Annotated in this window: 10 protein-coding genes; 6 read left to right on the top strand and 4 right to left on the bottom strand. The window is 72.5% G+C overall.

Annotation, left to right across the window (positions count from 1 at the left end):
• Positions 1 to 548 precede the first annotated feature (548 nt).
• The 3 genes from ald (at position 549) to E1264_RS31880 (ending at position 2,713) form a co-directional block, all read left to right on the top strand.
• Positions 549 to 1,664 (top strand): alanine dehydrogenase, encoded by a 1,116-nt coding sequence (gene ald, locus E1264_RS31890; RefSeq protein ID WP_132179374.1) that lies wholly within the window; start codon positions 549 to 551, stop codon positions 1,662 to 1,664.
• A 38-nt stretch (positions 1,665 to 1,702) separates the two neighbouring features.
• Positions 1,703 to 2,326 carry a histidine phosphatase family protein gene (locus tag E1264_RS31885; RefSeq protein ID WP_132179372.1) on the top strand — a complete coding sequence of 208 codons (624 nt, stop codon included), beginning with the start codon at positions 1,703 to 1,705 and terminating at the stop codon, positions 2,324 to 2,326.
• An 87-nt stretch (positions 2,327 to 2,413) separates the two neighbouring features.
• Positions 2,414 to 2,713, top strand: a complete 300-nt coding sequence (locus E1264_RS31880; protein WP_132179370.1) for a metal-sensitive transcriptional regulator — start codon at positions 2,414 to 2,416, stop codon at positions 2,711 to 2,713.
• A gap of 3 nt (positions 2,714 to 2,716) precedes the next feature.
• Here the strand turns inward: E1264_RS31880 and E1264_RS31875 are convergent, their stop codons facing one another.
• Positions 2,717 to 3,274, bottom strand: coding sequence for a MarR family winged helix-turn-helix transcriptional regulator (locus tag E1264_RS31875; RefSeq protein WP_243711286.1), 558 nt, complete (start codon positions 3,272 to 3,274; stop codon positions 2,717 to 2,719).
• 138 nt (positions 3,275 to 3,412) lie between these two features.
• On the opposite strand from E1264_RS31875, the gene E1264_RS31870 reads away from it, so the two are divergent.
• On the top strand, positions 3,413 to 4,954 hold the full coding sequence (locus tag E1264_RS31870; protein ID WP_132179368.1) for a DHA2 family efflux MFS transporter permease subunit: 1,542 nt from the start codon (positions 3,413 to 3,415) through the stop codon (positions 4,952 to 4,954).
• Between the two features lie 19 nt (positions 4,955 to 4,973).
• On the opposite strand, the gene E1264_RS31865 is transcribed toward E1264_RS31870, so the two are convergent.
• The 3 genes from E1264_RS31865 to ggt all read right to left on the bottom strand — a co-directional run bounded on the left by E1264_RS31865 (position 4,974) and on the right by ggt (position 8,210).
• On the bottom strand, positions 4,974 to 5,825 hold the full coding sequence (locus E1264_RS31865) for an oxygenase MpaB family protein (protein ID WP_243711285.1): 852 nt from the start codon (positions 5,823 to 5,825) through the stop codon (positions 4,974 to 4,976).
• A 137-nt stretch (positions 5,826 to 5,962) separates the two neighbouring features.
• Positions 5,963 to 6,325 carry a divalent-cation tolerance protein CutA gene (cutA, locus tag E1264_RS31860; protein WP_132179366.1) on the bottom strand — a complete coding sequence of 121 codons (363 nt, stop codon included), beginning with the start codon at positions 6,323 to 6,325 and terminating at the stop codon, positions 5,963 to 5,965.
• Between the two features lie 61 nt (positions 6,326 to 6,386).
• Positions 6,387 to 8,210, bottom strand: coding sequence for a gamma-glutamyltransferase (ggt, locus tag E1264_RS31855; protein ID WP_347813436.1), 1,824 nt, complete (start codon positions 8,208 to 8,210; stop codon positions 6,387 to 6,389).
• A gap of 552 nt (positions 8,211 to 8,762) precedes the next feature.
• On the opposite strand from ggt, the gene E1264_RS46060 reads away from it, so the two are divergent.
• Both E1264_RS46060 and E1264_RS31845 read left to right on the top strand, forming a co-directional pair.
• Positions 8,763 to 10,964, top strand: coding sequence for an amino acid permease (locus tag E1264_RS46060; RefSeq protein WP_279491686.1), 2,202 nt, complete (start codon positions 8,763 to 8,765; stop codon positions 10,962 to 10,964).
• A gap of 215 nt (positions 10,965 to 11,179) precedes the next feature.
• Positions 11,180 to 12,013: an NUDIX domain-containing protein gene (locus E1264_RS31845; protein WP_132179362.1), complete on the top strand. Its 834-nt coding sequence runs from the start codon at positions 11,180 to 11,182 to the stop codon at positions 12,011 to 12,013.
• Positions 12,014 to 12,056: the final 43 nt, after the last annotated feature.

Below are 12,056 nucleotides of genomic sequence, written 5' to 3'. Positions count from 1 at the left end.
CCGCCCACAACCCCCCAGTTACGCGAGCGGGGACAGGTAGCACCTTTCCCCCGGGTGGTGCTTAGCCCATGAAACATCATTGCCGCTCGCGCTGTCCACTCAATCCGCTCGACGCGTCGCGCGAAATCCGCGCCCACCCTCTGGACAAGGACAAAGTCGGAGGTTAGCGGCAACTTTCCCCACCCCTCACCCGAATGACTTGCACAAATGTCTTAGCCCTTGTAACTTGTTCGTTGTCCGGCCCGGCCAGAGGTCGCAGATGGCCACGCTGATATCCCGCAGCCGGGCCGGGCGCTTTCACCGGCACTCACTCCCCAGTGGCCGCCGGTGGACGGCCAAGGGGCCCTCACCTTCCGGGTGGGGGCCTCTTACACCGGACGGCCCGCACCGCATGGAAGGGCCCTCACCTGTCACACCCGCCACCAGGCATGATTTACACCCTGTCACGGAAAAGGCCGATGCCTTTCCATACTGCGCATAGCCGGAGGGCGGCTCCGGACAGCAGGCTGGAGACGTACAGCCTGGTCGGCGTTGACGGAGGAGCTCCCGTGAAGATCGGCGTCCCGCGCGAGGTCAAGAACCATGAGTACCGGGTGGCCATCACCCCGGCCGGGGTTCACGAGCTGACCCGCCACGGCCATGAGGTGTTCGTCGAGCGCGGCGCCGGGCTCGGCTCCGCGATCCCCGACGACGACTACGTCGGCGCGGGCGCCAAGGTCCTGGACGGCCCGGACGAGGTGTGGGCCGAGGGCGACCTGATCCTCAAGGTCAAGGAGCCGATCGAGCCCGAGTACCACCGGATGCGCGAGGGCCAGGTCCTGTTCACCTACCTGCACCTGGCCGCGTCCCGCGCGTGCACGGACGCGCTGCTGTCGGCGGGCGTCACCGCGATCGCGTACGAGACCGTCCAGCTGCCCGACCGCTCCCTGCCGCTGCTGGCGCCCATGTCGGAGGTCGCCGGGCGCCTCGCCCCGCAGGTCGGCGCCTACCACCTGATGGCCTCCAACGGGGGGCGCGGCGTGCTGCCCGGCGGCGTGCCCGGCGTGGCGGCGGCCAGGGTCGTGGTCATCGGCGGCGGCGTGTCCGGGCTCAACGCCGCGCAGATCGCGGTCGGCATGGGGGCGGACGTGACCGTCCTGGACGTCAACGTCGACCGGCTCCGCCACATCGACGCCATCTACCAGGGCCGCCTGCGCACCCTGGTGTCCAGCGTGTACACCGTCGAGCAGGAGGCCCGTGCCGCCGACCTCGTCGTCGGCGCCGTGCTGATCCCCGGCGCCAAGGCGCCCAAGCTCATCTCCAACGACCTGGTCGCGAGCATGAAGCCCGGCTCGGTCCTCGTCGACATCGCCATCGACCAGGGCGGCTGCTTCGAGGACTCCCGCCCGACCACCCACGCCGACCCGACCTACCGGGTGCACGAGTCGACGTTCTACTGCGTCGCCAACATGCCCGGGGCCGTGCCGAACACGTCCACGTACGCGCTGACCGGCGTCACGCTCCCCTACGCGCTCCAGATCGCCGAGAAGGGCTGGCGGCGCGCCCTGCAGTCCAACGCCGCCCTCGCCCGCGGCCTGAACACCCACGCCGGCGCCCTCGTCTACGACCACGTGGCCGAGGCGCACAACCTCCCGCACACCCCGCTCGCCTCCATCCTCGACTGAGCCGTGGACACCGGCCCAGGCCGGGTAGACCCTCCCCCATGGGTGAGCTGATCCTGCTGCGGCACGGGGAGACCGAGTGGAGCCGCACGCGCCGCCACACCGGGCGGACGGACGTGCCGCTGACCGCGCGGGGCGAGGAGCAGGCGCGGGCGCTGCGCCGGGCGCTCGGCGGGCGGCGCGTCGGGTGGACGGTCGCCAGCCCGGCGGAGCGGGCGCGGCGGACCGCGGAGCTGGCCGGCCTGCCGGTGGACGACGTGGACCCCGACCTGTGGGAATGGGACTACGGCGGCTACGAGGGCATCACCTCGGCGGCGATCCGGGAGGACCGGCCCGGCTGGTTCCTGTGGGACGACGGCGTGATCCCCGGCGACGCCGGGCATCCGGGCGAGACCGTCGAGCAGGTCGGGACGCGGGCCGACGCCGTCCTCGCGCGGGTCCGTCCGCTTCTGGCCGGTGACGGGAACGGCGGCGGGGACGTCGCGCTCGTCGCGCACGGGCACGTCCTGCGGGTGCTGACGGCGCGGTGGCTCGACCTGGAACCGGCGCGTGGACGATCGTTCGCCCTGGAGACCGGGACGGTGTCGACGCTGGGCACCGAGCACGGCCGTCCGGTGATCACTGCGTGGAACGTACCACCAGCGAAGGACGGTCCGCCTCCATAGCCCGTGGCAGCGCATAAAGTACCCATAGGGGGACGTCCCCCCGAGGGGTATCCGGGCGTGCGCCCCCGACGGATTGCGAGGACGGAGATGGCGACCAGCGAGACCCCAACCCGCGGGTACACGGCGACGAAGGACCAGCTGCAGACCCGGCTGGCCAGGATCGAGGGCCAGGTGCGCGGCATCGACCGGATGGTCGAGGAGGACCGCTACTGCATCGACATCCTCACGCAGATCAGCGCCGTCCAGGCCGCGCTGGACAAGGTGGCGCTCGGCCTGCTGGACGGGCACGTGCGGCACTGCGTGGCGGAGGGCGCCGAGGAAGGCAAGAGCGAGGCGATGTCGACCGAGCTGATGGCGGCCGTGGGCCGCCTCATGCGCCGCGGCTGACCGTCAGCCGCCCTCTTCGCGAGGTCCCTCCTGAGAGCCGGGTAAGCGCGGGCCGGGGCCGTGTCCCCGGCCCGGTCCGGGTTCGTGCAGCCCTGTACTCTCCATGCTCTCGACGAGGACCCGCCAGCCGTGCAGGAAGTGCTCCCGCTCCTCGTCGGTGAGCGCCTCCAGGGTCATCCGCAGCGGGCGGAGCCGCCGCCAGGCGAACCGCTCGATCATCTCGCGGTGCGCCTCCCCGACGCTGACGATCACGCGCCGCCGGTCGTGCTCGTCCGGGCGCCGCTCGACGAACCCGCCGCGCTGAAGCTCCCCGACGAGCTGGCTCACCGTGGCGGGGCTGAGCGCCATGTGCCGGGCGAGGACGCCCACCGGGGACGGGCCGTGCAGGACGAGCGACATCAGCACGGGTACGTGCCGCGGCCCGAGCCCGGCGTCCTGCACGTGCGCGATGAGCTCGTGCGAGTCGCCGTGCCCGCCCGGCTCCTTCATGCCGCGGACGACCCGTCCCATGAGCTGGATCATGACCTCCATGTCGGCGTCGATCGACCTGCCCGCGGCCACTGAATCCTCCCGAGATACCTTGAAGTTCAACATATTTCGTGGTCCACTTCCACCAACATATTGAACTTCAAGACGTTTCACCGGACGACCGGCGGGGACCCGGGGACGGCCCGGAAGATTCAGGCAAGGGGGCCGATCATGGCCGAGCGCCCGTTCACGAAGACGGCGCCACCCGGCGGCGGCGCCCGCGATGAGGGACTCGACCGGCAGACGATCCTGCTCGGGCTGGTGATCGTGTGCGGGACCGTGATGGCGATCCTGGACACCACGATCGTCAACGTCGCGCTGGACACGCTCGGCCGCGACTTCGACACCGGCCTGTCGACCATCCAGTGGGTGGTCACCGGCTACCTGCTGGCCATGGGCACCGTCATCCCGCTCACCGGCTGGGCCGTCGACCGGTTCGGCGGGCGCCGGGTGTGGATGACCTCGATCGTGCTGTTCGTCCTCGGGTCCGGGCTGTCCGGCGCGGCCTGGAACATCGAGTCGCTGATCTTCTTCCGGGTGCTGCAGGGGCTCGGCGGCGGCATGCTCATGCCGACCGGCATGGCGATCCTGACGATGGCGGCCGGGGCGCACCGGATGGGCCGGATCATGAGCATCATCGGCGTCCCGATGCTGCTCGGGCCCGTCCTCGGCCCGGTGCTCGGCGGCTGGCTCGTCGAGGACGTCGACTGGCGCTGGATCTTCTTCGTGAACCTGCCGGTCGGCGCGGCGGCGCTGGCGCTGGCGTGGTGGCGGGTGCCGGCCGAGCACGCGGAGCATACGGCCTCGGCGCTCGACTGGCGCGGGCTGCTCCTGCTGCCGCCCGGGTTCGTGCTGCTGATCTACGGCCTGTCGACGGCGGGCAGCCACGGCGGGTTCGGCGATCCGTCCACGATCGCCTGGCTGGCCGGCGGCGCCGTCCTGGTGGGCCTGTTCGCGCTGCACAGCCTGCGGTACCGGGACCGCGCCCTGATCGACGTGCGGCTGTTCACCGACCGGACGTTCGCGATCGCGGCGGGCGCGGTGTTCTTCGTCGGCGTCGCGCTGATGTCCTCGATGCTGCTGATCCCGCTGTACTACCAGACCGCGCGCGGCGAGGGCGCCCTCGCGGCGGGCCTGCTGCTGGCCCCGCAGGGCCTCGGCGCCGCGACCGCGATGCCGATCGGCGGCATCATCACCGACAAGTTCGGGGCGGGACGGATCGTCCCGATCGGCATCGTGCTGCTGGTCGCGGGGACCATCCCGTTCGCGCTCGTGGAGGCGGACACGTCCTACTGGCTGCTCGGCGCGACGCTCTACGTGCGGGGGCTCGGCTTCGGCTGCACGATGATGCCGACGATGTCGTCGGCGCTGACGACGCTGCGCAAGGCGGCGGTCTCGCGGGCCAGCAGCACGCTGAACATCATCCTCCAGCTCGGCGGCGCGGTCGGGACGGCGCTGCTGGCGGTCATCCTGTCCCGGGAGATCAGCGACCGGATCCCGCAGGCGTCCGGCGACGGCGGCGCGGGCGGCATGGGCCAGATCCCGGAGCGGGTCCGCGAGCAGGTCGCGCCGAAGCTGGCGGACGCGTTCGGGCACACGTTCTGGGTCGCGATCGCCCTCACCGCCGTGCTGATCATCCCCGCGCTGCTGCTCCCCCGGCACGGGGCGCGCGAGAATCCCGACCCGGACGCGCTGGACGAGCCGGTCGTGTGACCCGCGCGGCGGCGCCGGTTCAGGACGCGATGGTCCAGGCGGCCAGGTCGGCCTCGTGCTCGTGCGTGAGGCGCCTGGCCCGCCGGGCGTCCGGGGTGTAGCGGTACCGCTCCGGGACGACGTGCGTCGTCCGGTACAGGCCCTTGAGCGTCAGCGTGGCGGCCAGGTCGGACGTCGGCAGGCCCGGCAGCCCGTACATGCGGCGGGCCCAGCGCGGCAGCGTCGCGACGACCAGCATGCCGATGCCGGGCGCGGCGAGCTTCAGCGGCAGCAGGTGCCGCGGGACGGCCGGGCTGAACATCCGGCGCAGCCCCTCGCGGGCCTCGCGGCACGCCCAGATCCGGCGGCGCATGTCGGCGTAGTAGTCCTTCATCTCCGCGACCGAGGCGGGGACGTCCGCCGGGTCGAGGCCGACGACGGCGGCGGCGCGGCGCTGCTCGTCCACGAACGCGTCGGCGTCCGCGGCGGTCAGCGGCACCCCGGCGCGGCGCGCCACGTCCAGGTAGGAGTCGACCTCGCCCAGGTGGACCCACAGGAGGTTCTCGGGGTCGTCCACCCGGAACGTCTCGCCGGTCCTGTGGTCGAGCCCGGTCAGCCTGGAGTGCAGCTTGCGGACCCGGCGGCCCACCCGCTCGACCTCGTCCTGCGTCCCGTAGGTGCGGACGCGGACGAACTCGACCGTCCGGCCGAGCCGCGCCCAGGCGGCGGAGGGGTTCATGAGCTCGGAGTTCTGCGCGGTGCCCCACATCGTCCTCGGATGCAGGGCCTGGAGGAGCAGCGCCCTGATCCCGCCGACCATCAGGACGGGCTCGCCCATGACGCGCCAGGTCACCGAGCCGGGCCCGAACAGCCCATGGTCTTCGTCGTGCACGTCGACCGCCTTCCGCCGCCGCGACCGGCCGGCGCTCCCAGGCCGACCGGAGTAACCGATGACTTACCCAATCACGGCGCGGTCCACACGATCAAACCCTTCATCGTGGGGGGACGACCCCCACGCCCCCGGCACGATCAATCCTCGGTCTCGTCCGCCACCGCCTCGTCGCGCTCGCCGGGCTCGGTCTGCTCGGTGATCCAGGCGAGGTAGTCCATGCTCCCGGCGACGACCGGCGTCGCGATGATCTCGGGGGTGTCGTAGGAGTGCACCTCGGTGATCAGCGAGGCCAGCTCCTCGAACCGGTCGGCGGACGTCTTGAACAGCACCATCCACTCCTCCGCCGACTCGATCTCGCCCTCCCACCAGTAGGTGCTGGCGATCGGGCCGATGAGCTGCGCGCACGCCGCGAGCCGCTCCGCGACCGCGGACTTCGCCAGCTCGGCCGCCTCGGCGCGGGAGTCGGTCGTGGTCGTCACCTGCACGTAAGCGTGGGCCATGGCACGACTCCTTCCCCGTGGCGGTCACGACACGCCGGGCCGGGCACTCCTGACCGCGCCGCTACCGCACCGGCTGGACGACCATGGCGCTGCCGCCGCCCCGCCGACCGGGCTCCGCGACCGCCTGGACGAGCCCGGGCCGCAGGATCTCCAGCCCCGTCGCGGCGCCGATCACGCCGGCCGGCGGGCCGGGGAACACCTCCAGCCGGTGCCCGCGCGCCGCCAGGTCGCGCCCGTACCAGTCGATGAACGCCTGCTCGGCGAAGACCTGCGGGGTGTTGCGCTGCGTCGCGCGCGGGAAGCTCAGCGCGGTGGGCAGGTCCATGCCGAGGTCGACGCGGCTCATCAGGATCTGCAGGACGGTCGTGATGATGGTCGACCCGCCGGGCGTGCCGAGGGCCAGCTTCGGCTGGCCGTCCTTGAGGACGAGCGTCGGCGCCATGCTGCTGCGCGGGCGCTTGTTCGGGCCGGGCGCGTTCGGGTCCGCCGGGCCGCCGGGCGGGGGCGGCTGGAGGGAGAAGTCGGTCAGCTCGTTGTTGAGGAGGAACCCGCGCCCGGGGACGGTGATGCCGCTGCCGCCGAACTGCTCGATCGAGATCGTGTAGGCGACGACGTTGCCCCACCTGTCGGCGACGTTGAGATGGGTGGTCTGCGGGCCCTCGAACGCCAGCGCCCGGGTCTGCGTGCCGGGCGGGACGCACGGCTCGTAGGAGCCGTCGGGCGAGCCGGGCGCGACGGGCGCGGCGGCGGCCTCGTCCGGCTTGATCAGGCAGGCGCGCTCGCGGGCGAACCCGGACGACAGGATCTCCTCCAGCGGCACGTCCACCTTGTCGGCGTCGCCCAGGTAGCGGCCGCGGTCGGCGTAGGCGAGCTTGGACGCCTCCAGGTAGTAGTGCAGGGCCGTCACCGGGTCGCGCCGGTCGAGCCGGAAGTTGCCGAGGATGTTGAGCGCCTCCCCGACCGTCGACCCGCCGGACGACGACGGCGGCATCCCGTACACGTCCGTCCCCCGGTAGGAGACGTGCGTGGGCTTGCGCATGAGCGCCCGGTAGGCCGCGAGGTCGCGGGCCTCCATCAGGCCCGGGCGGACGATGCGGGTCGCGGCGTGGTCGACCGGCGGCTTGGTGACGGTCCGCACGATCTCCTTGCCGAGCCGCCCCTCGTAGAACCACTTGGGGCCGCGTTTCGCCAGCTCGCGGTAGGTGTCGGCGAGGTCGGGGTTGCGGAAGGTGGAGCCGACGTCCGGGAGCCTGCCGTCCGGCAGGAACAGCTCGCGGGTCGGGACGATGTCGCGGAAGCGGGCCTCGTTCACCGCGGTCTGGTCGCGGAACTCCTGGTCGACGACGAACCCGCGGTCGGCGAGCCTGATCGCGGGGCGCAGCAGGTCGCCCAGGCCGCGGGAGCCGAAGCGGCGCAGCGCGAGGTCCCACTGCGCGAGGGTGCCGGGCACGCCGACGCCGAGCCCGCTGGTCACGGCCTGGTCGAACGGGATCGCCTTGCCGGTGGCGGGGTCGACGAAGCTGTCCGCCCGCATCAGCGCGGGCGCGAACTCGCGGCCGTCGATCGCGTGGACGCGGCGGGTCTTCGCGTCGTAGTAGGTGAGGTATCCGCCGCCGCCGAGCGCGGCCACGAACGGCTCGGTGACGCCGAGCGCGGCCCCGGCCGCGACGGCCGCGTCCATGGCGTTGCCGCCGTCCTTCAGCACCTTCAAGGCGACCTGGCTGGCCTCCGGGTCGACCGTCGACACCGCGCCGCCGTAGCCCGTGGCGACCGGCTGCTTGACCGGGGGCACGGGCGGGCCGGGCGCGGGCAGGGACGCGAGGGTCCGGGCGATGGCGGGCACGCCGGGGACGGTCAGGGACGCGGCGACGGCGATCGCGGCCACGAGGACGGCCTTGCGGCCCGGCCGCCGCCGACGCGAGGCCGCCGGAGCGGCCGGAGCGGTCGATCCGGCCGGAGCGGTCGATCCGGCCGGAGCGGTCGATCCGGCCGGTGCCGTCGGTGCCTTCGAGGACGATGGGGAGCGGAACATCGGGCCTCCAGATGAACGCGGCGACCCTACGGTGTCACCGATCTTCGTCCGATGCCACCGTCCGCACCGGCCGACCCCGGACGCCCGGCGCGCACGCACTCGGCGGCGGCCCGCCATACCCGCCGACAAAGATCATAAAGCGCTTTCCCCAGAGCGAATCGGCGATTTTCCGCCGCCCCCATCCCCCGAAACTCCTGCGAGTGTTAGCCCAGCGTGAGGGGGAGGCTGCGGCACGTCGCCGGCCTGCCGGTTTGGCAGGATCCGACAACGCCCTGATGGCGGCAATCCCGGGGAAAACGTTGCGATTATGCTCATACCTGGTGAATTCTTAGGGACTTCGACAGACCGTCATCTCGCGAACAGCGGCGCGGGTTCAGGCCTGGGGGGACACCTATGACCTGGGACATGCGCATGCGCAACAACATGTTCCGGCGCCTGCCGGTCGAGCAGGCGACCGGGCGGCTCTACGGCGGCCGGCACCGGCTCCGCGTGGTCTACCGGACCCGCGACCTCGTCGTGCTCGGCCTCGGCGTGATGATCGGCTCCGGCATCTTCAAGATCGCCGGCGAGCAGGCCACCTCGACCGCGGGGCCCGGCGTGCTCGTGTCGTTCCTCATCGCCGGTGGCGTGTGCCTGCTGGTCGCGCTCGCCCTCGCCGAGCTGTCCTCGATCATCCCCGTCGCGGGCAGCGCCTACTCGTTCAGCTACGTCGCGTTCGGCGAGGTCTGGGCGTGGATCGTCGGCTGGGCGCTGATCATGGAGCTGATGCTGGCGACCGCCGTGCTCGCGCGGGTCTGGTCGCTGTACGCGACGCAGGCGCTGGCCGACTTCGGCGTGCCCGTCCCCGGCTGGCTCGGCGAGGTGATCGGCCAGGTGAAGGGCCCGGACGTGTTCGCGTTCGGCATCCTGCTGCTGGTCGCGATGATGCTCGCCACGGGCAGCCGGCTGAGCCTGAAGACGCTCTGGTTCATGGTGATGGCCAAGGTCATCGTGATCGGGCTGGTCATCGCCACCGGCCTGAAGTTCTTCAGCCCCGGCAACCTCACCCCGTTCGTCCCGCCGTCCCGGCCCGCGCCCGAGGGCGACCAGACGATGCTGGACGCCATGCTCGGCGCCCTTGGCGGCGGGACGCCGGAGGTCTTCGGCGTCTGGGGCCTGTTCGCCGCCGCGCCCGCCATCGCGTTCGCCTACATCGGCTTCGACCTGATCGCGACGTCCGCCGAGGAGACCGACGACGCGCCCCGCAAGGTGCCGCGCGGCATCATCACCGCCCTGGTCACCGCCGTCGTGCTGTACGCGGCCGTGGCGGTCGCGCTCGTCGGCATGGTCGGCATGGACGGCTTCGCCAAGCTGAACCCCGACAAGCTGCTGATCGCGGCGGCGTTCGACTCGGTCGGCGCGGGCGCGATGGGCAAGCTCGTCGACGTCGGCGTGGTGCTCGCCCTGACCACCGTCATCCTGGTGCTGCTGATCAGCCTCACCCGGGTGGTGTTCTCGATGTCGCGGGACGGGCTCCTCCCCCGCCCGCTCGCGCACATGAGCCGCCGCTACAAGGTGCCGTCCCGGGCGACCATGCTGTCGGGCGGCATCGCGCTGGTGATCTCCCAGACGCTGGACGTGCTGACGCTGGAGCAGCTCGTCGTGATCGGGACGCTGTTCGCGTTCCTGTTCGTCCCCGCGGCGGTGGTGGCGCTGCGGCACAGCCGGCCCGATCTGCACCGCCCGTTCCGCGTGCCGATCGCCCCCGTCACCGCCGTGGTGACGATCGTCGCGGTCGGCTGGCTGATGCTGAACCTGAAAGTGCAGACCTGGGGCTACTTCGGGATCTGGATGGTCGTCGGCGTGCTGCTCTACCTGGCGTACGGGCGCCGCAAGAGCCAGATGAAGCTCCTGCTGGACGAGCCGCCGCCCGAGCGTCCGGCCGCCCGGCTGACCGCGCCGCCGCCCGGCGTCCCCGTCCTTCCCGCCCCGCCGCCTCCGGGCGCCGGGCAGCCGTACCCGCCCGGCGGCGGCCGGGCCGGTATGGGGACGGGCGAGTTCCCGGGCCAGTACGCGTCCGGTGAGTATCCGGGCCAGTACTCGCCCGGCTCGTCCGGGGGATGGCCGGGCGAGCAGCGTCCGGGCGCGCCGGAGAGCCCCTACCCGACCGGGCGGTACTCGACGGAACGGCACGCGACCGGCCAGTTCTCCTGGGAGTCCGACGAGGATCCCCAGCAGTCGCCCCCGCCCTATCCGCCGGGGTCGGGCGCGTCCGGCGGCTACGAGGCGCGCGACCGCGACATGCGCGACACGTCCGCGGACCTGTTCGGCGGCACCAACCCGTTCGCCTCCGGCGAGTACCCGACCGGGCCCTACGACTCGGGCTCGCACTCGGCGGGGCCGTCAAGTTCGTCAGGTCCGTACGACTCGGGGCCCTACGACACGGGGAGGTCCGACTCCGGGCCCTACCCGTCCGGGCCGTACAGCTCAGGTCCCTACAGCTCCGACCCGTACGACGCTGATCCCTACGGTTCGGGCTCCTACCAGCAGGATCGCCGCGAGGGCGGGCGGCCGCGCGACGGCGAGCACGAGGAGCCGCCGCCGCCCGGCGGGCGCCACCGCCGCTGAACGGGCGACTCCGGGGACAGGATCCGGAAAAGTCGGTTTTGTAAGGTTTTGCCGAACGTAGCGGGCGCCGCTCCCACCCGGGAGCGGCGCCCGCCGCGCATCTCCGCACGGTAAGAGCTGGACACCCGCCCACGTCCGGGCTACGTTGTACTCATTCTGAGTTGAACTCAGTATGAGACTTACTCAGCCCGAGATCGACAGAGGAGGGGCGCGGGATGACTCCGGACCCGGGGCGCGACGAGAGCGAGTTCCTCGCGAACTACGACCCGCGCGACTACGACCCGGTCTCGGTGACCGTGGACGTGGTCGCCCTCACCATCCGCGACGGCGCGCTGCACGTGCTGCTGGTGCGGCGCGGGAACGCCCCGTACGCCGGGATGTGGGCGCTGCCGGGCGGGTTCGTCCAGGCGGGCGGCCCGCTCCAGGGCACCGAGGCCGAGGACCTGCCGGACGCCGCCGTCCGCGAGCTCGCCGAGGAGACCGGGCTCAGCGCCAAGGGCGGCGCGCTCGGCCGGGTGCACCTGGAGCAGCTCGGCACCTACGGCGCCCCCGGCCGCGACCCGCGGATGCGCGTCATCTCCGTCGCCTACCTGGCGTTCGCGCCGGAGCTCCCCGACCCGGAGGCGGGCGGCGACGCGGCCGACGCCGCCTGGGTGCCGGTCGACGCGCTCGGCCTCACCGAGTCGGCGGAGCAGCGCCCGGGGACGACCCGGCGGCTGGCCTTCGACCACGCGCGGATCCTGTCGGACGGCCTGGAGCGGGCGCGCGGGAAGCTGGAGTACACCCCGCTCGCGGCGGCGTTCTGCGGCGCCGAGTTCACGATCCCGGAACTGCGCTCGGTGTACGAGGCGGTGTGGGGCGAGGAGCTGCACGCCGGCAACTTCCACCGGAAGGTCCTGTCCGTGCCGGGGTTCGTGGAGAGCACCGGCGAGACGTCCGACCGGGGCGGCCGGCGCGGCGGCCCGAGACCGCGGCTCTACCGGGCCGGAGACGCCCGCCTTCTGCATCCGGCGTTGCTGAGGCCGTCGCGAGAGGAAGAGATCAGATGAGCGAAGCGAACCGGGGGGTGTGGGGGGTCGACCCCCCACGAGG

Source organism: Actinomadura sp. KC216, assembly GCF_004348535.1.
GTDB lineage: Bacteria > Actinomycetota > Actinomycetes > Streptosporangiales > Streptosporangiaceae > Spirillospora.
This window is presented reverse-complemented; position numbering and strand designations above follow the sequence as displayed.